Annotated in this window: 22 protein-coding genes and 3 tRNA genes; 7 read left to right on the top strand and 18 right to left on the bottom strand. The window is 67.9% G+C overall.

All coding sequences use genetic code 11. The features are described from left to right. Positions 1–50: 50 nt before the first annotated feature. The 5 genes from AC1MED_RS06425 to rpsB all read right to left on the bottom strand — a co-directional run bounded on the left by AC1MED_RS06425 (position 51) and on the right by rpsB (position 4,349). Positions 51–971, bottom strand: coding sequence for a phosphatidate cytidylyltransferase (locus AC1MED_RS06425; RefSeq protein ID WP_479786080.1), 921 nt, complete (start codon positions 969–971; stop codon positions 51–53). After that, on the bottom strand, positions 971–1,528 hold the full coding sequence (frr, locus tag AC1MED_RS06420) for a ribosome recycling factor (RefSeq protein WP_346959260.1): 558 nt from the start codon (positions 1,526–1,528) through the stop codon (positions 971–973). The genes AC1MED_RS06425 and frr overlap by 1 nt, the downstream gene beginning before the upstream one ends. 75 nt (positions 1,529–1,603) lie before the next feature. Continuing rightward, on the bottom strand, positions 1,604–2,341 hold the full coding sequence (gene pyrH / locus AC1MED_RS06415) for a UMP kinase (RefSeq protein WP_146335261.1): 738 nt from the start codon (positions 2,339–2,341) through the stop codon (positions 1,604–1,606). Between the two features lie 139 nt (positions 2,342–2,480). After that, positions 2,481–3,317, bottom strand: coding sequence for a translation elongation factor Ts (tsf, locus tag AC1MED_RS06410; protein WP_346959259.1), 837 nt, complete (start codon positions 3,315–3,317; stop codon positions 2,481–2,483). Positions 3,318–3,452: 135 nt separating this feature from the next. Then, positions 3,453–4,349, bottom strand: coding sequence for a 30S ribosomal protein S2 (gene rpsB, locus AC1MED_RS06405; RefSeq protein WP_346959258.1), 897 nt, complete (start codon positions 4,347–4,349; stop codon positions 3,453–3,455). 475 nt (positions 4,350–4,824) lie between these two features. Here rpsB and AC1MED_RS06400 point away from each other — a divergent pair, with 475 nt between their 5' ends. Further along, entirely contained in the window at positions 4,825–5,355 is a 531-nt protein-coding gene (locus tag AC1MED_RS06400; protein ID WP_479786079.1) for a M23 family metallopeptidase, read from the top strand. A 58-nt stretch (positions 5,356–5,413) separates the two neighbouring features. On the opposite strand, the gene AC1MED_RS06395 is transcribed toward AC1MED_RS06400, so the two are convergent. From AC1MED_RS06395 to AC1MED_RS06370, 6 genes are all read right to left on the bottom strand, one after another. After that, complete coding sequence (locus tag AC1MED_RS06395; protein ID WP_479786077.1) at positions 5,414–6,604, bottom strand: acyl-CoA dehydrogenase family protein; 1,191 nt, start codon at positions 6,602–6,604, stop codon at positions 5,414–5,416. A 438-nt stretch (positions 6,605–7,042) separates the two neighbouring features. Further along, positions 7,043–7,116: transfer RNA gene (locus AC1MED_RS06390), tRNA-Ile, on the bottom strand. 103 nt (positions 7,117–7,219) lie between these two features. Continuing rightward, entirely contained in the window at positions 7,220–8,419 is a 1,200-nt protein-coding gene (locus tag AC1MED_RS06385; RefSeq protein ID WP_479786579.1) for a glycosyltransferase, read from the bottom strand. 108 nt (positions 8,420–8,527) lie between these two features. Further along, positions 8,528–9,433, bottom strand: coding sequence for a DMT family transporter (locus tag AC1MED_RS06380; protein ID WP_479786076.1), 906 nt, complete (start codon positions 9,431–9,433; stop codon positions 8,528–8,530). Beyond that, entirely contained in the window at positions 9,433–10,140 is a 708-nt protein-coding gene (locus AC1MED_RS06375; protein WP_479786075.1) for a CDP-alcohol phosphatidyltransferase family protein, read from the bottom strand. Before AC1MED_RS06375 ends, AC1MED_RS06380 begins: the two co-directional genes overlap by 1 nt. A gap of 55 nt (positions 10,141–10,195) precedes the next feature. Further along, positions 10,196–11,119, bottom strand: a complete 924-nt coding sequence (locus tag AC1MED_RS06370; protein WP_479786073.1) for a phage holin family protein — start codon at positions 11,117–11,119, stop codon at positions 10,196–10,198. Between the two features lie 342 nt (positions 11,120–11,461). On the opposite strand from AC1MED_RS06370, the gene AC1MED_RS06365 reads away from it, so the two are divergent. Further along, a complete protein-coding gene (locus AC1MED_RS06365; protein WP_346959252.1) occupies positions 11,462–12,685 on the top strand; it encodes a multidrug effflux MFS transporter in 1,224 nt (407 codons plus the stop codon). A 163-nt stretch (positions 12,686–12,848) separates the two neighbouring features. Then, entirely contained in the window at positions 12,849–13,256 is a 408-nt protein-coding gene (locus AC1MED_RS06360) for a hypothetical protein (protein WP_479786071.1), read from the top strand. An 89-nt stretch (positions 13,257–13,345) separates the two neighbouring features. Here AC1MED_RS06360 and AC1MED_RS06355 read toward each other — a convergent pair. From AC1MED_RS06355 to AC1MED_RS06325, 7 genes are all read right to left on the bottom strand, one after another. Next, a tRNA-Asn gene (locus AC1MED_RS06355) sits at positions 13,346–13,418 on the bottom strand. 136 nt (positions 13,419–13,554) lie between these two features. Then, positions 13,555–13,627, bottom strand: a tRNA-Asn gene (locus AC1MED_RS06350). A gap of 75 nt (positions 13,628–13,702) precedes the next feature. Further along, positions 13,703–15,676, bottom strand: coding sequence for a DNA primase (gene dnaG / locus AC1MED_RS06345; protein ID WP_479786070.1), 1,974 nt, complete (start codon positions 15,674–15,676; stop codon positions 13,703–13,705). Between the two features lie 52 nt (positions 15,677–15,728). Next, positions 15,729–17,018, bottom strand: coding sequence for a deoxyguanosinetriphosphate triphosphohydrolase (locus AC1MED_RS06340; protein ID WP_479786068.1), 1,290 nt, complete (start codon positions 17,016–17,018; stop codon positions 15,729–15,731). After that, on the bottom strand, positions 17,011–18,189 hold the full coding sequence (gene dusB / locus AC1MED_RS06335; protein WP_479786066.1) for a tRNA dihydrouridine synthase DusB: 1,179 nt from the start codon (positions 18,187–18,189) through the stop codon (positions 17,011–17,013). Before dusB ends, AC1MED_RS06340 begins: the two co-directional genes overlap by 8 nt. A 93-nt stretch (positions 18,190–18,282) precedes the next feature. Continuing rightward, positions 18,283–19,644, bottom strand: coding sequence for a YibE/F family protein (locus AC1MED_RS06330; protein WP_479786065.1), 1,362 nt, complete (start codon positions 19,642–19,644; stop codon positions 18,283–18,285). A 66-nt stretch (positions 19,645–19,710) separates the two neighbouring features. Continuing rightward, positions 19,711–21,084 carry an FAD-binding oxidoreductase gene (locus tag AC1MED_RS06325; protein WP_346959246.1) on the bottom strand — a complete coding sequence of 458 codons (1,374 nt, stop codon included), beginning with the start codon at positions 21,082–21,084 and terminating at the stop codon, positions 19,711–19,713. A 329-nt stretch (positions 21,085–21,413) separates the two neighbouring features. Here AC1MED_RS06325 and AC1MED_RS06320 point away from each other — a divergent pair, with 329 nt between their 5' ends. The 4 genes from AC1MED_RS06320 (at position 21,414) to AC1MED_RS06305 (ending at position 25,353) form a co-directional block, all read left to right on the top strand. Beyond that, a complete protein-coding gene (locus tag AC1MED_RS06320) occupies positions 21,414–22,154 on the top strand; it encodes an alpha/beta hydrolase (RefSeq protein WP_479786578.1) in 741 nt (246 codons plus the stop codon). Next, positions 22,154–22,996, top strand: a complete 843-nt coding sequence (locus AC1MED_RS06315; RefSeq protein ID WP_479786063.1) for a DUF1295 domain-containing protein — start codon at positions 22,154–22,156, stop codon at positions 22,994–22,996. Before AC1MED_RS06320 ends, AC1MED_RS06315 begins: the two co-directional genes overlap by 1 nt. A 55-nt stretch (positions 22,997–23,051) precedes the next feature. Next, a complete protein-coding gene (locus tag AC1MED_RS06310) occupies positions 23,052–23,840 on the top strand; it encodes a lysophospholipid acyltransferase family protein (protein WP_479786576.1) in 789 nt (262 codons plus the stop codon). Positions 23,841–23,913: 73 nt separating this feature from the next. Beyond that, on the top strand, positions 23,914–25,353 hold the full coding sequence (locus AC1MED_RS06305; protein WP_479786062.1) for a short-chain fatty acid transporter: 1,440 nt from the start codon (positions 23,914–23,916) through the stop codon (positions 25,351–25,353). Positions 25,354–25,420: the final 67 nt, after the last annotated feature.

The following is a 25,420-nucleotide window of genomic DNA, read 5'->3' as shown; positions in this document are numbered from 1 at the left end:
GGCGTAGTTGCCCGGCACCATTCTAGGCACCGAGGGGGCGGGGCACTGGGTTAGCCGGCAGCGCCGGCGGAGAAGATCATAAAGGCCACCGGGGACGCGAACACGATGGAGTCCAGGCGGTCCATCACTCCCCCGTGGCCGGGCAGGATGCTGCTCATGTCCTTGATGCCAAGTTCCCGTTTGACCATGGATTCGGCCAGGTCGCCGGCGGTGGCCGCGGCGACCATGCCCACAGCGAGGGCGGCGCCGAACCACCAGGGTTCGCCCAGCACGTAGATGCTGGCGAGCACCCCGACCAGCACGGCCCCCGCGATCGACCCGCCGAAGCCCTCCCAGGACTTCTTCGGGCTGATCTTCGGGGCCATCGGATGTTTGCCCAGGGAGGCACCCACGAGGTAGCCGAAGGTGTCATTGGAAACCACCAGCAGCAGCAGGGTGCCGATCTGCCAAGCCCCGATCGGCACGACCCCGCCGGGCCACGGGCCGATCGGGGTGACGCCGCCGGAGGCGTGCAGCGGCAGCACGGCGAAGCTGATCAGGAACGGCACCCAGGCCATGGTGAAGACGCCGGCGAAGATGCTGCGCGCGGATCCGGCCGCGCCTTCCAGGGAGCGCCACAGCAGGACCGCGACGCTGCTCAGCAGCAGGGCGAACAGCAGGCTCTCAGGGCCGCCGAAGTAGGCCGCAAGCGGCATCGCCACGGTGCCCGTCATCGCGGGGATGATCGGCAGCCGGGTGCCCGAGGCCTCCAGCGCACGGAAGACCTCCCAGACGCCGAAAACGGCGAAGGCGGTGACGATCAGTACAAAGGCCAGGGGCAGGAACAGCAGGCCGCCCAGCACCGCGAAGAGCATGGCAAGGCCAACCGCCGTGGCGGCAGGAAGGTTCCTGCCGGCTTTGGGCGTCGTGTTTTTCCGCTCTTTCCCCCGCACCCGGACACGCGGTCCGGGGGCCTGCTGTTCGTCCCCCATCAGACCTCGAGCAGCTCGGCTTCCTTGCGCTTGAGCAGCTCGTCGATGCCGTCGACGTGGGCCTTGGTGAGGGCGTCCAGTTCCTTTTCGCCGCGGGTTCCCTCGTCCTCGCCGGCTTCGCCGTCCTTGACCAGCTTGTCCAGGGTTTCCTTGGCCTTGCGGCGGATGTTGCGGATGGACACCTTGGCGTCCTCGCCCTTGGCTTTGACGATCTTGACGTATTCCTTGCGGCGTTCCTTGGTCAGCTCAGGGATGGTGATCCGGATGACGTTGCCGTCGTTGGAGGGGTTCGCACCCACCTCGGAGTCGCTCAGGGCCCGTTCGATATCCCGCAGGGCGGTCTTGTCGAAGGGGGTGATGAGGATGGTCCGGGCGTCCGGCACAGCGAAGGAGGCCAGCTGCTGGAGCGGCGTCGGCGAACCGTAGTAGTCCACCAGGACCTTGTTGTACAGGCCGGGGGTGGCGCGTCCGGTACGGATCGAGGCGAAGTCTTCCTTGGCTACCTCAACCGCCTTGTCCATCTTGTCTCCGGCTTCGAGCAAGGTTTCTTCGATCACGTTCTCTCCTCAGAAATTGGTGCGCGCCCCATGACCCGGGGAGCGGAACTGTCCTAAAAAATATCCTAGCCGCAGCTAAGGGGTGACCACGGTGCCGAGGTCCTCGCCGCGGATGGCCCGGGTGACGTTGCCTTCGCCCTCCATGCCGAATACCACCATGGTGAGGTTGTTGTCCTTGCACATGGTCATGGCCGTCTGGTCCATGACGCGGATATCGCGGCGCAGCGCCTCGTCGTAGCTGAGCCGGTGCAGCTTCTCGGCGGAGGGGTCCTTCTTCGGGTCGGCGGTGTAGACGCCGTCGACCCCGCTCTTGGCCATCAGGACGACGTCGGCGTGCACCTCCATGGCGCGCTGGGCGGCGACGGTGTCGGTGGAGAAGTACGGCAGTCCGGCGCCGGCGCCGAAAATCACCACGCGGCCCTTCTCCATGTGGCGGATGGCGCGGCGCGGGATGTAGGCCTCCGCGACCTGGCCCATGGTGATGGCGCTCTGGACCCGCGTCTCCACGCCGGCCTGCTCCAGGAAGTCCTGGAGGGCCAGGCAGTTCATCACGGTGCCGAGCATGCCCATGTAGTCGGCGCGGGAGCGGTCCATGCCGCTCTGCGAGAGTTCAGCACCGCGGAAGAAGTTGCCGCCGCCAACGACGATGGCGACCTCGACGTCGGGGACGGCGGCCGCGATCTGCTTGGCTACCCCGCGGACGGTGTCAGGGTCAACGCCCAGTTTGCCGCCGCCGAAGACCTCGCCGGAAAGTTTCAGGAGTACGCGGCGCCTGGTCTTCTTTGGCTGGGCTGAATTGTTGACGGTATCCATGGTGCCTTCCCGTTGGTGAGCTCTGAAAAAGGGTATCGTGCCGGGGGCGAAAGGATGCATTCCGCCCCGGAGCCCGCGTCCTGCGGGTGCATGCAAAAGGGGTGGCCACCGCAGTGACCACCCCCTCAGCGTGACTTACTTAGGAACCGACGCGGAAACGCGTGAAAGCGGTTGCCTTGACGCCGGCCTCTTCGAGGACCTGCGCCACGGACTTCTTGGCATCCTTGGCGAACGCCTGGTCAACGAGGACCTCGCCCTTGTAGAAGCCGGTAACGCGGCCTTCCACGATCTTGGTCATCGCTGCCTCGGGCTTGCCCTCGGCCTTGGCGGTCTCCTCGGCGATGCGGCGCTCGGACTCGACCAGCTCGGACGGAACGTCCTCGCGGGTCAGGTAGTTCGGGGCCATCGCGGCAATGTGCACGGCGACGTCGTGGGCGGCGGTGGCAGCAGCGTCGCCTTCGCCGTCAACGGCGAACAGCACGCCGACCTGGGCCGGGAGGTCCTTGGAGGTCTTGTGCAGGTACGCGTCGACCGTCGGGGCCTCGATGCGGGCAATGCGGCGGACGACGACCTTCTCGCCCAGGATGGCGCCTTCTTCGACGACAACCTCGGAGAGCGGCTTGCCGTCGACGTCGGTCGCCAGCAGGGTGTCGAGGTCGGCAGCGCCGGACTCAACAGCAACAGCAAGCACCTTGTCGGCGAGCTGGATGAACTTGTCAGCCTTGGCGACGAAGTCGGTCTCGCAGTTGACCTCAATCATCACGCCGACGCCACCGTCGACCTTGGCAGCAACCAGGCCTTCCGCGGTGGAGCGGCCTTCACGCTTGGTAGCGCCCTTGAGGCCCTTGATGCGGATGATTTCGATGGCCTTCTCGGCGTCACCGTTGGCTTCGTCAAGAGCCTTCTTGACATCCATCATGCCGGCGCCGGTACGCTCGCGCAGAGCCTTGATATCAGCGGCAGTGTAGTTCGCCATGTGAACCCCTCTGTCTAGAAATTTGTGTGGTGTACGGACCGACAGGACGGCTGCTCACTTGCAGTGAGCGGCCATCCTGTCGGTACCCCTTACGCAGCGGACTGCGCGCGGGGAGATCCAGATTTACTTGTCTGACTACTTGGCTTCGTCGGCAGCCGGAGCAGCTTCGGCAGCGTCAGCGGCCGGGGCGGCTTCAGCGGCCGGGGCCTCTGCGGCTTCCGGAGCAGCAGCTTCGGCGGCGGCCGGAGCGGCAGCCTCTTCAGCCTTGCTGCCTTCGAGGAGCTCGCGCTCCCACTCGGCCAGCGGCTCTTCCGGAGCTTCGGTGGTGCCGGTGGCGCGCTGGTTGCGGGCGATCAGGCCCTCAGCAACGGCGTCGGCAACAACGCGGGTCAGCAGGTTGACGGAGCGGATGGCGTCGTCGTTGCCCGGGATCGGGAAGTCGACTTCGTCCGGATCGCAGTTGGTGTCCAGGATGGCCACAACCGGGATGTTCAGCTTCTTGGCCTCGTCAACGGCGAGGTGTTCCTTCTTGGTGTCGACAACCCAGAGGAGCGAAGGCGCCTTGGTCAGGTTGCGGATACCGCCGAGGTTGGTCTCCAACTTGGTCAGCTCGCGGCGAAGGAGCAGCAGTTCCTTCTTGGTGTAAGCGGAACCGGCGACGTCGTCGAAGTCGATCTCTTCGAGTTCCTTCATGCGCTGAATGCGCTTGGAAACCGTCTGGAAGTTGGTCAGCATGCCGCCGAGCCAACGCTGGTTGACGTAGGGCTGGCCGACGCGGGTGGCCTGCTCGGCAATGGCTTCCTGTGCCTGCTTCTTGGTGCCGACGAAGAGGACGGTGCCGCCGTGTGCAACGGTGGCCTTCACGAACTCGTAGGCACGGTCGATGTAGGACAGCGACTGCTGCAGGTCGATGATGTAGATGCCGTTGCGCTCCGTGAAGATGAAACGCTTCATCTTCGGGTTCCAACGACGGGTCTGGTGTCCAAAGTGGACGCCGCTGTCAAGCAGCTGGCGCATAGTTACGACGGGCATGCCGACGCTCCTTCCGGCAGGTCATTCATGAGAGAGCCCTGGGCTCTCTTACCCTGCCAATAGTTGACGGTTGTTTAGCAACACCCAGGCGGGTGTTCCTCCTGGTATCCACCGCACCCCTCATCCGGACCCTGGGGCCGGACCGTAAGAGGCGCAGTCCTCCGCACCCGGAAGCCGGGCTTCGGACAGGGAGGTCTGGATACGCGTAGTCAGCCACTGCTCCCGCACTCCTGAATGAGACGTGCTGCCTCTCCAAATCAATGGAAGGAGGCATGAGGGCACAGCAAACTGCTCCACCAAGTGTACTACAGCGGACCCGCCGGAATGGACCTGTCACGGGCAGGCATCCTGACCTTAATCCGGGGGGACTCCGGGCGGAAAGCCGGGCAAGAACCCCGCCTGGAATCCGGGGCGGATATCCACATAGCCGCCCCGGGGACTTCCCCGGCCAGGTAGGCCACGGCAGGCTGGCGGCATGAAGGTTTCCGATGCGCCGGCCGCGCAGTTGATGGCACTGCTGATCACCCTGGCCCCGCTTTCGGGGGCGGCTCCGCCGGCGGCTGCCGGCAGTTGGAGCTGGCCATTCTCCCCCAGGCCGGCCGTGCTGCGCGTTTTCGACCCGCCGGACCGGCCTTGGCTCAGCGGCCACCGCGGTGTGGACCTCCGCGCTGCGTACGACGGCGCGCCGGTCACGGCGCCGGCTGCGGGCAAGGTCAGTTTCGTGGGCTTTGTGGTGGACCGTCCGGTGGTCACCATCGATCACGGCAACGGTCTGCGGAGCAGCTTCGAGCCTGTCGAGAGCACGCTGCGGACCGGCAGTGCCGTCGGTGAGGGGTCGGTGCTGGGACGGGCGCTGCCCGGCCACTGCGGCCGGACGCCGTGCATCCACTGGGGTGTGCGGCGCGGCGATGAGTACCTGAATCCGCTGGCTTTCGTGATGGACCTGCGGCCCTCCATCCTGCTTCCGCCCGTGAATCCCGGTTCGGGACTGGGCGGCTCCGGATGAAGGGCCGCAAGGGTGCGGCGCGGGACGTCCCTGATGTGCAGGGCCTACCCCGGAGCGGCTAGACGATGGCCGAGATCCCGGTGATCGCCCGGCCGGTCACGAGGGTGTTGATCTCGTGGGTGCCTTCGTAGGAGTAGATCGCCTCGGCGTCGGAGAAGATCTTGGCCATCTCGTAGTCCGTGACGATGCCGTTGCCGCCCAGCAGGCTGCGGCCAATGGCGACACTTTCGCGCATCCGGGCCGTAGTGAATGCCTTGGCGAGGGCCGACTGCTCGTCCTTGGCCTCGCCGGCATCCTCGAGCTGGGACAGGCGGACCATCATGCCCATGGAGCTGACAGCGTTGCCGAGGATCTGCACGAGCTGGTGCTGGACCAGCTGGAAGGAGGCGATCGGGCGGCCGAACTGGCTGCGCTCGACCGCATAGCGGCGGGCGACGTCGAACGCGGCCAGCTGCTGGCCGACGGCCTGCCAGGCGACGGCCAGGCGGGTGACCTTAAGGACCTTGTTGGTATCCCGGAAGCTGTTGGCGTTGGCCAGCTTGAAGAAGTCCGGCACCACGACGTTCTCAAGGGTGATGTCGGCGTTCTGGACGGTGCGCAACGAGATTTTGTTCTCGATCTTGGTCGCGGTGTAGCCCTCGGTCTTGGTATCCACGAGGAAGCCCTTGACCTGGTTGTCGGCCAGGTCCCGGGCGTAGATGACAACCCAGTCGGAAAAGGTGGCGTTGCCGATCCAGCGCTTGGCTCCGTTGAGGACCCAGCTGTCGCCCTCGCGCCCGGCTGTGGTGCGCGTGCCGCCGGCGACGTCGGAGCCGCCCAGCGGCTCGGTCAGGCCGAAGGCGCCGATCTTCTTCAGTGAGTAGATGTCCGGCAGCCAGGCGTCCTGCTGCTCCTGCGACGCAAGCGCCTCGATCGAGCCGGTGAAAAGCCCGTCGTGCACGCCCAGGAAGGTGGCGATGGAGGTGTCCGCGCGGGTCGCCTCGGCGTGCAGGATGCCGGCGAAGAGGTTGGAGTAGCCCTGGCGCTTGACCGGGCTGACCAGGTCGATCTCCGCCAGTTTGGGGATCAGCTCCATCGGGAATTCGCCGCGGTTCCAGCAATCCACCGCGATCGGCTTGACCTCGCGGGTGAGGAACTCGCGGACCTCCGCCAGCCGGTCCCGCTCCTTGCCGCTGAGCAGCTGCTCAAAGGCGAAGAAGTCACCGTCGGCGTAGGGGAGGTTGTTGATGTCGATTGCAGCTTTGGACATGTTGTTCCTTCACTTGTGATCAGCAGCGACCAAAAGGGCGCGGGCGTCGCGCCGCGGATATGTTACTCACCAGTAACATATCCCAGGATTCGGCCGGGTGGCAAGTGACGCGGCACACGCCCGGCAGTGGATCCGCTCCGCGCGGGCGCTGATGCACGCGGGTGCGCGGGCGCCGATGCAAGCGGGGTGCGGGCCGGGCGGGAACGCTCGCGGGGTGCCGGCCGGCGCGGGAATGCTAGCGGGTGCGCGGGCGCCGATGCAGGCCGGGCGGGAACGCCCGCGGGGTGCCGGGCGGCGCGGGAATGCTCGCGGGTGCGGGCGCCGATGCAGGCGGGGTGCGGGCCGGGCGGGAACGCAAAAGGGGCCGCCGCCGGCGTCGTACGCGCCTGCTGCGGCCCCGGAGACACCGCGGGTGTCCAGGTCATTCCACTTGCGATGTAGGGCTACTCGGACTTGAACCGAGGACCTTAGGATTATGAGTCCCGCGCTCTAACCAGCTGAGCTATAGCCCCAAGGGCCGGGACGACCGGCCCGGGCGGGCCGGACCGTTCCGGGCAAAAACACTCTAACAATAGTAGTCGCCCTGGCCCGGGCAACTCTCGCAGCCGGGGTGCCCTAGACGACGAGGTCGTCGTAGCTGGCGCCCCGGTAGATGTCCTCAAAGGTCTGGAGCGTGCGCTCAATGCTGTGGCTTTCCACCATGCTCCGGCTGGCCTTGCCCATGGCAGCCCGCTCGTCCGCGGGCAGCGACAGCACGCGTTCGATCTTGGCAGCCAGGTCGCCGCTGTCGTTCGGCGTAAACAGGTAGCCGTTCTCGCCGTCGTGCACCAGGTGCGGCAGGGCCATGGCGTCGGCCAGCACCACCGGTGTGGACGCGGACATCGCTTCCAGCGTCACGAGGGACTGCAATTCGGCCGTGCCGGGCATGCAGAACAGGTCGGCGCTCAAGTAAGCCCGGCGCAGCTCCTCGTCACTGGCCAGGCCAAGGAACTTCACCCTGTCCTGCAGGCCGAGGCGCTGCACCTGCGCCTCCAAAGCGGGCCGCACCTCTCCGCCGCCGACGATTTCCAGGTGGACGTCCAGCGCGGCCGGGGTCTTGGAAACGGCGTCGATCAGCACGTCAATGTGCTTTTCCTCCGCGAGGCGGCCCACGAACAGCACGGTGGGGCTGGCATGGTGCACCGCTTCCTCGCCAGGCTTCAGTTCGTAGGCGGCGGCATCAATGCCGTTGGACAGGGGCAGCACCTTGCGCAGGAAGGCGTGCTGGTGCATGGCCTTGGCGGCGAGCGGGGTCGGCGTCGTGACGACATCGGCCTGGCCCATCACCTTGCCCATGTCGCGCCAGGACACGCGGCCCACGATGTCCTTGAACCACTGCGGGAAGGGCAGGAACGGGTTCAGGTTCTCCGGCATGAAGTGGTTGGTTGCGACGATTCTGATGCCGCGTTTTACCGCCTCGTAGAGGACGTGTTCGCCGATCATGTAGTGGCTCTGGATGTGCACGACGTCCGGCTGGATCCGGTCGAACAGCAGGCTGATTTCCTTCTTGATCTCCCACGGAAAGGTGATCCTAAAGTACTCGTGGGTGGGTACCGAGTGTGAGCGCAGGCGGTGCACGGTGGCCTCGTCACGGAACTCGCTGAAGCTCTTGCCCTTCCCGGGCCGGCACGCCAGGACGTGGACGTCGTGGCCGCGCCTCGTCATGCCCTTCGCCAGGCGGTAGCCGAACTGCGCAGCACCGTTGACGTGCGGGGGGTACGTATCCGCCGCGATCAGGATGGTCAGCTTTTTGTCGGGTTGGTCGTTCTGGGGCATGGTCACGGGGATAGCTCCTGGTGGTCACGGTGCGGTCAGCGGGGCTGTGGTGGCCGGCTGGCCGTGGGCGCTGGCGAGGTGCCTGCGCCTGAAGTCTGCGGCGCCGCCCTAGGACAGCCGTCCCGCGGCCTTCCGCGCGTCCTTCTTGCGCTTGGTGACCTCGGGGTGGTGCCGGGAAAGAGCGATCACTCCCACGATAGCAAGGAGTGCCGCCGTGCCCATGGCAATTGCCGTCACGGCGTGGACGTCGGGCCGCAGTTCCCCCAGGATCACGATGCCGATCGCGATGCCGATGATCGGGTCGATGACCGTCAGGCCGGCGATCACGAGGTCAGGCGGCCCCCCGGAGTAGGCGCTCTGGACAAACCAGGAGCCCAGTCCGCCGGCGGCCACGATCGCGACCAGCGTGTACCACTGCACGTTGAGCAGGAACTGCCCGTTCGGGTCGAGCAGGTGCTTGCCAATGATGCGGGTCAGGACGGCCACGAAACCGAACAGCACGCCGGCGCCGAGGATATAGACAAAGGCGCTCATCCGGTGTTTGAAGAGCAGCGCCAGGGTGCCGAAGAGGCCCACGGCCAGGGCCAGCAACAGCACGATGGTCAGTTCGTCCGAGCCGCTGACGTGGTGGTTTTCCTGGGTGACGTTGACGGCGAGCACCACGAAGAGTGCCGATCCGGTGACGCAGGCGGTGATGGCCACGACGGTGGCCCGGTTCATGCTGAGCCCCTGGTCTTTGGCATTGATGATCGTGGTGATAACCAGGGCAATCGCACCGATCGGCTGGACCACGGTGAGGGGCGCCGAGACGAGTGCCACGGCGTTCATCGCCGTGCCGACGCCAAGCAGCAGCAGGCCGAGGACCCAGCGCGGGTTGCGGATCAGGCGGAGCAGCCCATGCGAGCTGAGCGCCAGGCCCCCGGTGTCCGCTTTGACGGCGCTCCCCTGCCGCTGGGCGCCGAAAGCCAGAAAGAAGGCGCCAAGGACCGCCAGGACTACTGCCAACCAGACCATCAGCGCAGGCCGCCGTCGTTCGTGCCGCCGTCGCCGGTGCCGCTTGCGTTACTGCCGCCGTCGCGAGCGGGCTGTCCGCCGGGATTCGCGGTGGCGGCGCTGCGGGACCTGAGTTCTTTGCCCTTGCGGATGATGGCCCAGAAGTAGTTGTAGGCGGCGATCCAGTGCCCCACCAGGCCCAGCCCCAGGAAGATCCAGGCAGCCACGAAGTAGGCATCCGTCCCCGGAATGGGCAGCTTGGACAGCACCAGCAGCGGCGTGCCCACCAGCAGCAGCGCGGTGCGGATTTTGCCGATCCGACTCACGGGCAGGTCGGGGTGGCTGTGGAAATAGAAGAGTGAAATGGAAAGCAGCACCAGGTCCGGAACGAGCAGGGCCGTCAGGTACCACCATTCGACGACGCCGGCGATCACGAGGGTCACGGCGACGGCGATGAGGGAGAGCCGGTCCGCAATTGGATCCATGATGCGGCCCAGCTTGGACATCTGGTTGAAGCGGCGGGCGATGTAGCCGTCCACCCAGTCTGTGCTGCCCATGATGGCCAGCACCAGCGCTGCGGTGCCGTACTCCTGCTTGGCGAGGACCAGCCAAATAAACAACGGGACGCCAAGGAAACGGACCACGGTCAGCAGGTTGGGAACGGTGAAGACCAGGTCGTGATGGATCTGGGGCTGCCCCGGCCGCGTGCCAGCGCCGATGAACCTCATCCGTTCCCCCTTTCCACAGCCGGCAACGAGTTAGCGTCGGAGTTCAGGGTGCGGCCTAGCCCTTGAGCAGTCGGCGCAGCATAACCACGAGGGCCGCCGTCGAGGCAGCGAGGGCCGCCAGCGGCTTCCAGCGCTTGGCGAGCTCGTCCGCCACGGCGGACACGCCAGTGTTCCCGGCGGTAGCGCCAGCGGAACCGGCGGTGCCGGTCGTACTGCCGGGGGTGCTGCCGGCGGCCTTGGCCTGGCTGCGGAACCCGGCGATCTTGTCGTCCACGAGCTCCTTGCCTTCTTCCAGCTTGTGCTGGGTGGCAGCGAGGAGGAGCTGGGCCTGGGTCTTGACGTCGAGTTCCTGCCCAAGCTCGTCGCGGACGCCGGTAAGGTGCTGGCGGCGCTGATCGAGGCGGCGGCGCAGCTCTGCCTCGGTGGGGGCGGGGCCAAGATCCGGCTGTTCGGCTGCTTTCTTGGCTTCCTTCTCGGCCTTGGCCTTGGCCGCGGCTTCATCCTTGGCTGCCTTCGCTGCCTTGGCCTGCGGGGAGTCGGGATCCAGGACGGCGGCGTCGAAGGACGAACCTTCCTTCGCGATGCCGAGATCGTACTTGAGGCCGCGGATGGTCTCCTCGGGGAGCAGCGGCATCGCCTTCTTGAAGCGGCTGTAGCCGATCAGGCCCACGATCAGGGCAACGACCAGGAAGGCGGCGCAGACCAGCAGGGCCGCGAGCCAAGCCGGCATAATCGTGGCCAGGCCCATGATGGCGGCCACGATGAGCCCGATCACCAGGAACACGACGAAGACGAGTGCGACCGCCAAGAAAGCCGCCGCGACGCCGAGCTGGATGCCCTTGCGCTTGAGTTCCGCCTTGGCAAAGGCAATCTCATCATTGAGCTGCCGGGGCGCCAGTTTAAAGATCAGTTTTACGGTCTTGGGCAGCGCGGAAAGGCGCAGTCCCCCGTTTGTCCTGCCGGTGTGCCGTCCGCTCATCGGGTCCGCCTAACTGGTTCCATCTGTGATTCCGCTTCCGCTGGATTGCCGGGGCGGCGCGGTTTCCCGCGCGCCTTGGTGTCAAAACTACCATTCAGGGTCCCGACGGCGACGCGCGGGCGGCCGCAACGGGGTGTGGCGTGCAGGCGCACCGCGGTTGCACGGACCGGCGGTGCGGACCGCCGGGCCCTGCGGGGGTCTTTCGACCGACTCCGCGGCGCGCTCCGGCGGTGTCCGGCGGCGGCCCGCGGCCTTCGCCGCGCGGACCGGGCCGGCTTCGCTTCGCGGACGACGGCGGGTGGGCAGTTTGTCCTGCGCGGCGCGGGCCTAGGATTGACCTCTGTGCATACACCCAGCAATCCCGGCGATTCCCTGACCCGTCGTCGTAAGCTCCTCTACATCCTGATGCTCGGCGCTTTGACGGCGCTTGGGCCGTTCACGGTGGACCTCTACCTCCCGGCGTTTCCCGCCCTGGAGGCGAGCCTTGGCGTCACCGAGGCCGCGGTACAGCTGACGCTGACCGGCACGACCGTCGGCTTCGCCCTGGGCCAGCTGGTGGTGGGGCCGCTGAGCGACAAGTTCGGGCGGCGGTTTCCGCTGATCCTGGCCACGGCGGTTCACATCGGTGCCTCACTCGGCGCCGCCCTGTCCACGGACATCGCCACGCTGGGCCTGTTCCGGGTGCTGATGGGAATCGGAGCCGCCGGTGGAGGCGTGGTGGCGATGGCGATGGTGCGTGACCTCTTCAGCGGCTACGCGATGGTCCGGATGTTTTCCCGGATGGCGCTGGTCAACGGGCTGGCCCCCATTTTGGCGCCGGTGATCGGATCGCAGTTGCTGCTGCTCATGCCGTGGCCGGGCATTTTCTTCTTCCTCGCCGGCTACGGCACCTGCGTGATCATAGCGGCCCTGTTTGTGGTGCGTGAAACCTTGCCGCGGGAACTGCGCGGCACCACCGGCCTGACCGTCCGCCAACGTTACGGCGTCCTCTTCGCCGACCGGATCTTCGTGGGCATGCTGCTGCTGGGCGGCATGAACTTTGGCGGCCTCTTTACGTACCTCTCGGCCTCGCCGTTCCTCTTCCAGGACGTTTACGGCTTCTCGCCGCAGCAGTACGGCCTGCTGTTCGGTGTTAACTCGCTGGGGATCGTGGCGGGCGTCCAGACCAGTTCCCGGCTGATCAAGCGCGTCCCGCCGCAGTGGATCCTGGCCTGCTCGACGGCGTGGATGTTCCTAATGGCGCTGCTGATCGTGGTCTTCGACCAGCTTGGCTTCGGCCTGTGGGGCGTTATGGTGCCGCTCTGGTTCTACATCCTGGGGGCCGGGTTCACCTTCCCGTGCGTTCAGGTGCTGGCCCTCGCCAACCACGGCGCGCAGGCGGGAACCGCGGCTTCCCTGCTCGGTGCCGCGACCTTCCTGATGGCCGGAATCATCTCCCCGGTGGTCGGCTGGCTGGGCCTTGGCTCGGCGACACCGATGGGCGCCGTCCAGGCCGGCTGCATCCTGCTGGCCGCTGCCTCCCTCTGGTTCGTGGTCCGGCCGCGGACGGTGCCCTCGATCCACTAACGAGGCCCACTCCCGGAGGGACATGCCCAGCCTCCGCGGCCAACAATGGACAAAACGGGCATATGCCCAGCCTTTGACTACCGGAAGGGGCATGTCCCCTGGGCAGGAGGCGCGGGACCATGCTGCCCTGTTCGCGGCCGGTGGCTGGGGATAAAGTTGTTGTGTGCCTGACTGGCAGGACCCTCCTCCCCTACCGGCCACGTGGCAGCGGTGCGACGACGGTATTCTGCCCCTGTGGTGGGAGCGACTGTGCTCGCAGACCAGCCCCCAGTCGGCGGCCCTCTATGCGGCCGGGCTGTTCACCGAGGACCGGCGTCGACCGATCGCCCAGTGGTACAACCCCGCCTATGATTCAGCCCTCCTGGTCGCCCCCGAGACCTCCCCCGAGTGGCCCGTGCAGCGTTTCGGCATCTTCTACGCGCCCCCGCGCGGCGGCTTCACCCGCGTGCATTCCTCCGCCCACGAATGGCATCCGCGGAAACCCCGGCAGTCCCCTACCGAAGACGAGGCCTTCCAGGCGGCCGTCACCGAGGCGGAGCGGTTCCTGCAGGTCGAGATGTTTTTTGTTTGATGTGCCGGGTCCGGCCTTGGTGTGGCGGGAATCGAACAGCAAGAAAAAAGGCCCCGCAGCCGGTTATCCACCGGCGCGGGGCCTGTTCGCTCCTCCTGCTGGACTTGAACCAGCAACCCTTCGATTAACAGTCGAATGCTCTGCCAATTGAGCTAAGGAGGAATGAAGCAGGTACGACATTAGCAAAGGTTTTACCGCTAAGGAAATCGGCCGGGCCCCCGCACTCCGAACCCGCAGCATACCCCTGCCGGGTATAGAAAAAGTCCCCGTCCCGGTGACCCGGAACGGGGACTGCGCGCTCCTCCTGCTGGACTTGAACCAGCAACCCTTCGATTAACAGTCGAATGCTCTGCCAATTGAGCTAAGGAGGAATGAAGCGGATATAAGCCTAGCAAACACCGTGCCGGGAAGTGAAATTGGCCCCCGGCGGGACGCTGCCTCCAGACTCAGGAGTCCATGCGGAGCGAACGCCGCTGCATCTCCAGCTCCATGAGCTCCCGGTTCAGCCGCTGGAACTCCTCGGGGTCGGCCGAGGCGTCCAGGCGCTGCAACTGGCCCATTTTGTCGGCCTTGACCCGGGTGATCTGCAGTTCGAACAGCCGCGCCAGAATGTCGCGGCAGTACCGCTGGACGGCTTCGGCGGTGCTCGCCGGCAGCGGCACGACGGCGAGCTCGGACACGAGCGGCCGGAGCGGCTCGGGGACTTCCTGCAGCAGCTGCTCCACCCACCGCGCAGGGTCACCGATGGAACCCTGTCCGGTGGCCCGGATGGCCTCGTGGATGGCCAGGTAGGCCGGGGTGGAGAACCGGGCCTCGGAGAAGCGCTGCCAGGTGGCCCCCTCGAGGATTGCCGGCTCCTGCAGCACGACTTCGAGCGCCTGGCGTTCCATCGCCGCCACCGGATCGCGCGGGTCCGGCCGGTTGAAGGCCGGCAGCGTGGCCGACGGCGGTAACGGCGCCACGCCCGGCGCTCCCCCGTGGCCCGGTCCGCCCCCGTGGCCCGTCCCGGCGGGCCGGGTCTGGTTCTGGCCGGCGTTCTGGCCGGCGTTCTGGCCGTAGCCCTGCCCGGAGCTTCCGGAGGGCCCCTGGGCGGCACGTTTGGCTGCGGCGCCGACCGCCCGGCTGACTTCCTCGACCGGCATGCCGAGCCAGCCGGCCAGTTCGCGCGCATAGGCGGGCCGGATGCCGGCGTCGCGGATCTGCGCCACCACGGGAGCCGATTCCCGCAGTGCGGCGATGCGTCCCTCCACGGTGTCCAGATTGTGCCGCCTCAAGGTTGCACGGATGGCGAACTCGAACAGGGGCCGCCGGGTGGCGATCAGGTCACGGACCGCGGAATCGCCCTTGGCCTGGCGCAGCTCGCAGGGATCGGACCCGCCGGGTTCCACCGCGACATAGGTCTGGGCAACGAAGCGCTGGTCCTCTTCGAAGGCCCGCAGCGCCGCCTTCTGGCCGGCGGCGTCGCCGTCGAAGGTGAAAATGACTTCTCCCCCGCTGCCGTCGTCGGACAGCAGCCGGCGTGCGATCTTGATGTGTTCGGTGCCGAATGCCGTGCCGCAGGTGGCCACCGCCGTCGGGATCCCGGCCAGGTGGCAGGCCATCACGTCGGTGTAGCCCTCCACCACCACCAACTGGCGGTCCTTGGCGATGTTCCGCTTGGCGAGGTCGATCCCGTAGAGGACCTGCGACTTCTTGTAGAGCGCGGTCTCGGGGGTGTTCAGGTACTTGGGCCCCTGGTCGTCCTCGTAGAGCTTGCGCGCACCAAAGCCGATGGTGTCCCCGGCAATGTCGCGGATGGGCCAGATCAACCGGCCGCGGAACCGGTCGTAAATCCCCCGGCCGCCTTCGGAAAACATGCCGGTAAGCCTGAGTTCTGCGTCGGTGTAGCCGCGGCCGCGGAGGTGCTTGAGCAGCGAGTCCCAGCCCTGCGGTGCGTAGCCGACGCCGAACTGTTCCGCAGCGGCCCGGTCGAAGCCGCGGCCGTAGAGGAAATTCCGACCCTCGGTCGCACCGGGGGTCAGCAGTTGAGCGCGGAAGAATTCATCGGCGATCTTGTGCGCGTCGAGGAGGCGCTGGCGGCGGCCGATTTCCTCGCGGTTCGGGCCCGAGCCGCCGTCCTCGTAGCGCAGTTCGTAGCCGATGCGGGCCGCGAGCTTCTCCACTGCCTCGTGGAAGGTGGTGTGGTCCAGCTTCTGGACAAAGGAGATGACATCGCCGTCTTCGCCGCAGCCGAAGCAGTGGTAGCGGCCCACCTGGGGACGCACAGTGAACGAGGGCGAGCGCTCATCGTGGAAGGGACAGAGGCCCTTGTAGGAGCCCAGGCCGGCGCCCTTGAGGGTCACGTAGCCGTCGACGACTTCCTTGATGTCGGTGCGCTGGCGTACTTCGTCGATATCTTCACGTTTGATCAGGCCGGCCACAGTGCCATCCTAGTCCCGGGGTACGACGCCGGGCGGCGGCTTATGGCGCCGGTCACCACAGCGACGGCAGGCTGCCGACGAGGCGTTCGTACATGGCCAGCGCGGAGCCGTCGGTCAGCGAGGCCACCTGGTCGATGACGACGCGCAGCCGGGCGCCGTCGTCTTCCGCGGCCCGCCAGTCGGCGGCGAACATCGGCTCCAGGTTGCGGTCACCGCTGGCGCTGAGCGCGGTCACCAGCGCGTGCAGGACCTCGCGCTGGCGCTCGTAGATGGGCTGCCGGTGCTCGGTGGTCATCACAAACGTGGTGGCCAGGCCCTTCATCACGGCGATCTCCATGACGGTCTCGTCCGGGACGATCAGTTCGGCGTTGTAGCGGGTCAGGTTCTCCGGGCCGTAGACGGCGCGGGTGGTCTCGAGTGCGCTTTGGCAGAACCGGCCGATCAGCTGGCTGGTCATGTCCTTCAGCGCGGCCATGGACTTGCGGCTGCCGTCGGCCTCGCGGACCCACACGCTGGTGGCCTCCAGCCGGGCCAGGGCGGCGTCGATGGCGGCGGGGTCGTTGTGCGGCAGGTACCACTGCTTGGCGTAGCCCACCACCCGGGCCCGGTGGTCCGGGTTGTCCATCCAGCGCAGCTGGAAGTGCCCGGCGACGATCGCGTCCTCGACGTCGTGCACCGAGTAGGAGATGTCGTCCGCGAGGTCCATGACCTGGGCCTCGAGGCAGGAACGGCGCTCGGGCGCGCCCTCGCGGATCCAGTCGAAAATCGGCAGGTCGTCCTCGTAGGCGCCGAACTTGCTGGTCCGCTGGCCGTGGATCACCGGGGCGTTCTCCGCCGACCACGGGTACTTCGCGGCCGCGTCGAGGCTGGCTCGGGTCAGGTTGAGGCCGGCGGGCCGGCCATCCGGGGCCAGGACCTTGGGTTCCAGCCGGGTCAGCAGGCGCAGGGTCTGGGCGTTGCCTTCAAAACCGCCGATCGCGTGCGCGACCTCGTTCAGGGCCGACTCGCCGTTGTGGCCGAACGGCGGGTGGCCGAGGTCGTGGCTCAAGCAGGCCGTGTCCACCACGTCGGGGTCGCAGCCCAGGGCGCGGCCGAGTTCACGGCCCACCTGCGCTACCTCGAGGCTGTGGGTGAGCCGGGTGCGGACGAAGTCGTCCGTGTCCGGGGCGACCACCTGGGTCTTAGCGCCCAGCCGGCGCAGCGCCGAGGAGTGCAGCACCCGGGCGCGGTCCCGTTCGAAGTCAGACCGGTAGGTGCTCTTGGGTGGTTCCTCCACCCAGCGGGCACAGTCTCGGTCCACGTAGCCGTCCAGCACGGGCGCGGACGTCCTGGTTTCAGCCACCGGAGACGTCCAGTTCGGCGAAGGAGATGTCCCGGGACTGCTCCGAGTCCAGGCTGCGGTTGAGCAGCCAGTCCTTGGGCAGTGCGGGCTTCTTGGGTGAACCGGCGCGGCCGCGGGGGCCCTCGGCGTCGGCGCCCGGGTAGGGCGAATCGAGGTCCAGCTCGTCGAGGGTGCCGCGCAGCACTTCGAGGCTGGTCACGAGCGCCAGCCGGTTGCGCAGTTCGCTGCCCACCACGTAGCCCTTGAGGTACCAGGCCATGTGCTTGCGGATCTCGCGGAGGGCCTTGCCCTCGTCGCCGAATGTCTCCACCATCAGCTCGGCGTGGCGGTAGATGCTTTCCGCCACCTGGCGCAGCGCCGGCGTGTGCCGGGCGTCGCTGCCCTCGAAGGCAGCCATGAGGTCCCCGAACAGCCATGGCCGGCCCTGGCAGCCGCGGCCCACCACAACGCCGTCCACGCCGGTTTCGCGCACCATCCGCACCGCGTCTTCGGCGGACCAGATGTCCCCGTTGCCGAGCACGGGGATGTCCGGGAGCGCTTCGCGCAGCCGGGCTATGGCGGACCAGTCGGCCTTGCCGGAGTAGAACTGCGCCGCGGTGCGGCCGTGCAGGGCGACGGCGGCGACGCCGGAATCGCGGGCGATGCGGCCGGCGTCGAGGTAGGTGAGGTGGTCGTCGTCGATGCCCTTGCGCATCTTGATCGTCAGCGGGATGTCGCCCTTTGACGCTTCCTTGACCGCGGTCTGGACGATCGAGGTAAACAGGTCGGTCTTCCAGGGCAGCGCCGAGCCGCCGCCGCGGCGGGTCACCTTGGGTACCGGGCAGCCGAAGTTGAGGTCGATGTGGTCGGCGCGGTCTTCCTCGACCAGCATCCGGACGGCCGCCCCGACCGTCACGGGGTCCACGCCGTAGAGCTGGACGGAGCGGACTTTCTCATCCTCGTCGTGCGAAATGATGCGCAGTGATTCGGGGGTGCGCTCCACGAGCGCCCGGGAGGTGACCATCTCCGCCACGTACAGGCCACCGCCGTATTCACGGCAGAGCCTGCGGAAAGCGGAGTTGGTGATGCCCGCCATCGGGGCCAGGATCACGGGGGTGTCCACCGTGAGGGGGCCCAGCTTCAGGGGCGGCAGTTCCAGCTTGGGGGCAGGAGGCGTTGCTACAACAGTCACCCGTCCATTGTCTCAAAGCCGGGCAAATCGGCGGGACCCCGGCCCGGCCATGTGGAAAACGCGGCGTGCACAGTACAGCGCGGAGCAGCCCGGTCAGCTGGGAATAGCGGCCCGCCGGCCGCGGCGGGTCGCCGTCGCCGGCCCAGCCCCGCCGTCGGGTGAGCCGACGGCGTCCGCAACGCCGCCGTCGTCGGTCGACGCGCCGCCCTTGAGTCCGGTGGCTTTCACGACGAGGACAGCAATCAGCGTGGTGACCGGAATCGCCAGGACCAGCCCGATGGAGCCGACGAGTGTGCGGATGACTTCCTCGGAGAGTTCGGCGCTGGTGAGCGTGTCGCCCAGCGGCCGCTCGTAGAGCATCACGATGATCAGGATTGGCAGGGCCGCGCCGGCGTAGGCGAACGCGATGGTGTACACGGTGGAAGCGATGTGGTCCCGGCCGATCCGCATGGCCGCGGCGAACAGCTTCCGCGCCGGCGTCCCGGGGGCGAGTTCCCAGAGCTCCCACACCGCGGAGGACTGGGTGATCGTGACGTCGTTGAGCACGCCGAGGCCGGAGATGATCAGCCCGCACAGGATGATCCCGGAGATGGAGATGTGGTCCGAGACGTTCGCGAGCGTGGCGGCGTCGTGGCTGCCCACGCCGGCGAGGTTCGCCGCGTCGGTGGCCCAGGCCGCGAGCGCGGCAGTGATGCCCAGGCCGAACATGGTGCCCAGCAGCGCGGTCGACGTGCGGGCGGTGAAGCCGTGGGCAAAGTACAGCACGCCGATCATGATCACCGTGGACCCGACGAGCGCCAGCAGCAGCGGCGGTTTGCCCTCGACCAGGCCCGGAAGCATAAAGGAGACCAGCACGGCGTAGGCGCCGACGAGGCCGATGAGGGCGCGCAGCCCCCGCCAGCGCGCCACCGCGATCACGACGACGGCGTAGAGCACGGCGAGCAGGATGATCGGGAGCGTCCGGACGAAGTCGACGAAGACGTAGGCGGGTGTGCCCTGCGCGGCGGCGCCCTGCGCCTTGGAGAGGTTCAGATATCGGATGTTGTCGCCGACCTTGACGCCGTGGGACTTGGCGACGTCGGGGTTGATCACCACCTTGACCGGGTTTCCGCCTTTGTCCGGTTCGGTGTAGGCGAAAGTGCACTGCGAACCCTGCCCGGCACCGGCCGGGGCACCGGCCGGGGCGTCCGGCTGGGCGCCCGTACAGCCTTCGACGACGACGCGCTGGATCCTGCCGGTGTCGAAGCTGACACCCGGGGCTGCCGCGTAGGGGCTGGAGAGCTTGATGCCCTCCTTGCTGCCGGACGGCCAGAGTGACACCATTGCGGCGAGCGTCAGCAGAGTCAGCGGAACCAGGATGGCGGCAAGGATCCAGTTGGCCTTCTTCCGTGCCGCGGCCGCCCGGGGCGAGGTGTCGAGGTGCCCGCCGGTGGTGTGTGAATGTCCGGCGCCCATCAGCAGTTCAACCTCATGCCGAAAACTCTACGGTGTCGGCGGCGTCGGGTGCGTCGGCGGTGTCGGTTAGGCCGGCGCGATGTTTTGGTTGACGTGGAACAGGTTCTGCGGATCGTACGTGGCCTTGACCTCCCGCAGCCTGGCGTAATTTGGGCCGTAGTTGTCCGGGACCCGGCCCTGGTCATCGCCGTCCATGAAGTTGATGTAGCCGGCGGTCTCGGAGAAGGGCTGCAGCGCCGCTGCGTAGTCACGCACCCAGGCGATGTTCGCTTCGCTGTCCGCCGGGTCCTCCCAATGGCAGGCGATCACCGGGGAGAACCTGGCTGTCCGGTTCGGAAACGCCGTGTCCGTGACACCCACCCGGTGCACTGCCCCGTCGATCGGGTAAATGTGCACGGCGGTCTGAAGGCTGGGCACCCGGCGGCCGTAGTCCAGGTGGGCGTCGATGGCTCCGTCGTTGAGCTCGGACAGGAACGCCGCTTTCCAGTAGGCCAGGAGCCCCTTGGGGTACATCCCGTCGAACGCCGAGTTCAGGGCCGGATACGGCATAGGGCCCACCATCGACCCGGCCACTGGCGCCGCGTCCAGGAACGGCTGCCACCGGGCTGGCCCCTCGGCGGGGTCACCGGTCCACATGCCGACCACTATGCAGACCGGCTTTCCGTGCCACTGCTCAGGGAGGAACGGGACGGGCGGACCCTGGTGGAAGGCGAGGAAGGCGCCGAACTCCTCCGGGGCTGCCGCGAGTTGTTCCCGGTAGAACTTCGCGACGGTTTCGGCGTGCTCCCCCGGGAAGATGATGATCCCGGCGTGGACCATGTCCACGGGATGCAGGCGGAATTCCAGCGAGGTCACGACGCCGAAGTTCCCCCCGCCGCCGCGCAACGCCCAGAAGAGATCGTCATGCTCGCTCTCGCTCGCCGTGACGAATTTGCCGTCCGCGGTGACGACGTCGGCCGAGATGAGGTTGTCGCAGCTGAGCCCGTATTTCCGGTCGAGGTACCCGATGCCTCCGCCGAGGGTCAACCCCGACACCCCGGTGGAGCCGACGACGCCGCCGGTGGTCGCCAGCCCGAAGGCGTGGGTGGCGTGATTAAAGTCCGCCCAGGTTGCGCCGGCCTCGGTCCGGGCCGTCTTGGCGGCCGGATCAACCCGGACGCCTCGGGTGTTGGCAAAGTCGATGACCAGCGCGTCATCCGCCGTGCCAAAGCCCGGTCCGCTGTGGCCGCCGCCGCGGACGGCCAGCGCGAGGCTGTTCTCCCGGGCGAAGTTGACGGCGGCGATCACGTCCGCCACCTGGGACACGCGGACCACCGCTGCGGGCCGCTTGTTGATCATGCCGTTGTGCACTGCCCGCGCCTCGTCATAGCCCGCGTCGCCGGCCGTGATGACGTGCCCGCGGACTTGCCCGCGCAGGCTGTCGAAGTCGGTTCCATCCATTTTCTGTACCGTCGATTTCGTCGTGGTTTCCGACCCGGACGGTGAATTGTGCTCCCAGCCGGCATGGCGCCCGGAGGTTTACGAACACAGGCCTACTCCTCCGCCCGGTCCGCGTCAAGGTGTCCGGACCGTTGCGTCTCGGGTTTGCCGCAGGAGGCCGGGCCACGCCCCGAGGGCCACGCCCATCCCGCGGGGGCACCGCTGCGAATGTCCTGAGGGAAGACCTGCGCAAACCAGCGGGTAGAGGCTGACGGGAACGCCTGCGGGCAACTTATTGTTGGTAATTGCAGGGACCAGACGAGGTGGAGGACGCGAACGTGGCCAGACGCATGACAGACGACCGGGAGCACCAGGCGGCCGGAGCCGGCCCGGCGGCCCGGGCCGAGCTCAGCATCGCCGACGCATCCGGGGAAACCCGTGGCGTCGCCCTGGTGCTGCACGGCGGCCGCGCGGACAGCTTCGAGGCGGTCCGTGCACGGCACCTCAGCCCCGCCAGGATGCTGCCCTTCGCGCAGGCTCTCCGGAACGAGGGCGGCCCGCACGGACTGGCCGTCTGGACCCTGCGGAACCGGTACCGGGGCTGGAACGGGCCGGACATGTCACCTGTCCAGGACGCCCGCTGGGCACTCGCCCAGATCAGCCGCGAGCACCCCGGCGTCCCTGTCTACCTGCTGGGTCACTCGATGGGTGGCCTCACGGCACTCTGTGTCGCGGACCACCCGCAGGTGCAAGCCGTGGTTGCACTGGCCCCCTGGCTGGACCGGTCCACCCCGGTGGAACCCGTCGCCGGGCGCCGCGTGCTGATCGTGCACGGCACCGAGGACCGCTGGACCAGCCCCAAAAACTCGCTGGCCTTTGCCCGGCGCGCGGAGGGTGTGGCCGCCTCGATCGACTACATCTCGCTCACGGGCGCCGGCCACTTCATGTTCCGCCGGGTCCGGCTCTGGAACTCGCTGGCCAACGGTTTTATCCTGGACTCCTTCGCCAGCCGCGCCGGCACCGAACTCCGCGGCACGGATACGCTCCGCCAGGTTCTGCCCGCCGCGGCCGGCCTCCCCGTGGTGCTCTGATGCCGGCCTTCCCGCTGGACGCTTTTCTGGCCAGCCTGCCCTGGGTGGCGCTCGGTCTGGTGGCCCTGCTGGCGGTGACGTTCGCCGTCGCCGTCCGCCAAAGCCGCCACTCGGTGATTGACACGGTGTGGGGGCTGGGCTTCGTGGTGGCGGCCGCGGTCTCCTGGCTGCTGTCCGCGGGCCACGGCGACGCCGGACGCCGCCTGCTGCTGCTGGCCCTCGTGGCTGTCTGGGGCATCCGGCTGGCCGTCCACATCGGCCTCCGGGCCCGCGGCGGCCATGAAGACCCGCGCTACGTGGACATGCTCTCCTCGGCGCCGGGCTCCCGCAACACCTACGCGCTGCGCCGGGTGTACCTGCCGCAGGGCATCGTGATGTTCTTTGTCTCGCTTACCATCCAGGTGGGCATGTTCAGCACCGGCGCCCTGGGCTGGCTGGCGCTGCTGGGCGTCCTGCTGTGGATTGTCGGCTTCGTCTTTGAGACGGTCGGCGACTGGCAGCTGGCACAGTTCAAGGCGGATCCGGCCAGGCGCGGCACCGTCCTGGACACCGGGCTTTGGCGCTACACCCGGCACCCGAACTACTTCGGGGATGCCGCCGTGTGGGCCGGGCTGTTCCTCGTCGCCGCGGATTCCTGGCCCGGTGTGCTGACCATCCTCTCCCCCGCCCTGATGATCTGGACACTGTCCGGCAAGACCGGCAAGCCGCTGACCGAGAAGGCCATGTCCGCCCGGCCCGGCTACAAGGAGTACGTCGAATCGACCTCCGGCTTCCTGCCCTGGCCGCCGCGCCGCCAGCCGCGGGCGCAGCAGCCGGGCCGGCAGCAGCCCGGCGGCCGCTGACGTGCCCGCGGCCGGACGCGGCTGGAGGCCGCTGCCGAACCACCGCTTTTACCGGATGATCGTCCGCACCGGCCAGGCGCTGCGTTGGCTGTTCCGGATCCGGGTCATCGTCACAGGCGCCGAACACCTCCCCCCGGCGCAACCGGACAGGCAGCCGGAAGGCGGCTCGCGGCGGGTCACTCCGGGGACGGGCGCCGTCGTCGCGATCACCCATTTCGGCTACCTCGATTTCGCCGTCGCCGAGCTGCTGCTGTGGCGGCACAACAAAGCCCAGATGCGCTTCCTGATCACCCAAGGCGCTGCCGACCACTGGTTCGCCGGGCCGGCCATCAGCGCCGCCGGGCACGTCGTCGTCGGCTATGACACCGGAGCGCACGCCTACGACGCCGCCGTGCAAAAGCTCCGCGAGGGGGAATACATCGCGATCCTGCCCGAGGCCGGGGTCAGCCGCAGCTTTACGGTGCGCGAGTGCAAAACCGGCGCGGTGCGGATGGCCGCCGAGGCCGGGGTGCCCGTCATCCCCGTCTCGGTCTGGGGCGCGCACCGGATCATGACCCGGCACCACGGCTTCTCCCCGCTGCGCGCCTGGCGCGCACCGGTCCGGGTCCACGTCGGCGAGCCCTTCACCCCGGACCCCGGGCTGGACGTCCCCGCCGCCACGGAGGCCTTGCGCGACGCGCTCCAGCGCGGGATCGACGCCGGCATCGCCGACTTCCCGCTCACGCCCGAACCGGGCGCCTGGTGGATGCCCGCAGCGCTCGGCGGCGGCGCCCCCACCGAGGAGGAACGCCGGCGGCTGGACCAGGCCGAAGGTCCGCGGCGCGCGCGCAGCCGGCGCCGATAAGCCCGGTTCACCCCAGCGGCTTGGCTACACTCCATCGGGTACAAAAACGCACTCAATGGAGAGGTACCCCTCTGTGGCAAACACAGTCCTGACCAAACACGGGATCGGCGAAGAACGCGGTCTCGCCCGGATAGCCCAACGGATGGCGGCGTGGACCGAGAAGTGGTTCCCGGACGCCTACATCTTCGCCCTGGCCGGCGTGATCATCATCGCCCTGGCAGCGCTGGCTATCGGCGCTTCACCCCAGTCCATCGCGGATTCGTTCGGCAACGGCTTCTGGGACCTGACCGCCTTCACCCTGCAGATGGCCATGGTGGTGCTCACCGGCTACGTCGTGGCGACGTCCCCGCCGGTGGCGCGCCTGATCAACCGCCTGGCCCTCGTCCCGGCCACTGCCCGCACCGCCGTGAGCTTCGTGGCCCTGATGTCGATGTCCGTCTCCTTCCTGAACTGGGGCCTGAGCCTGATTTTCGGCGGCCTGCTGGCCCGCGCCATCGCCCGCCGCAGGGACCTCACCGTGGACTACCGGGCCCTCGGCGCGGCGGCCTTTATGGGCCTCGGCGCCGTCTGGGCCCTCGGCCTGTCCTCCTCCGCCGCGCAGCTGCAGGCGACGGCGGCCTCCTTGCCGCCGGCCCTGCTGAAAATCACCGGGATCCTGGACTTCGGCACCACGATCTTCACCTGGCAGTCCCTGCTCACCCTGGTCATCCTGATGGCGCTCACCGCGGTGATCGCGCACTTCTCGGCGCCGCAGGGCGGGGCGATCCGCACCGCCGAGGACCTCGGCGTCGACCTTGACGACGAACCGAGCGAGCCGGCACCGCGGTCCCGGCCGGGCGAGTGGCTTGAATACAGCAGGATCCTGCCGGTCCTCGCCGGGATCCTGACCCTGGGCTGGCTGGTCTCCCAGTTCCTGACCAAGCCGTTCCTGAGCGTCGTCAGCAGCCTCAACGGCTACCTGCTGGTCTTCCTCATCCTGGGCCTGGTGCTGCACGGCACCCCGCGGAACTTCCTGCAGGCCGTGACCAAGGCTGTCCCGGCGACCGCCGGCATCCTGGTGCAGTTCCCGCTCTACGCGGCGATGGCCGCGATCCTCACCAAGGCCACCGGAAACGGCGGGATGACCATCTCCGCGCACCTGGCCGGTTTCTTCTCGGAGATCGGCAGCGGCGGCGGCTTCGCCGTCGTCATCGCGCTGTACACGGCGGTGCTGGGCCTGCTGGTGCCCTCCGGCGGCGGCAAATGGCTCGTCGAGGCGCCCTACGTGATGCAGTCCGCCACCGATGTGCAGATGAACCTCGGCTGGACCGTGCAGATCTACAACATCGCCGAGGCGCTGCCGAACCTGGTGAACCCGTTCTTTATGCTGCCGTTGCTCGCGGTGCTGAGGCTCCGCGCCCGGGACCTGGTCGGGTTCACGTTCCTGCAGTTCGTGTTCCACCTGCCGGTGGTCCTGTTGCTCGTCTGGCTGCTCGGGATGACGTTCCAGTTCGTCCCGCCGGTGCTCCCCTAGCCGCCGCTTAAGCCAACTGACCCGCAGTTGTTGTCGCGTCAAGGCGACAACAACTGCGGGTCAATTG

Source organism: Arthrobacter sp. BI5 (assembly GCF_056680065.1).
This window is presented reverse-complemented; position numbering and strand designations above follow the sequence as displayed.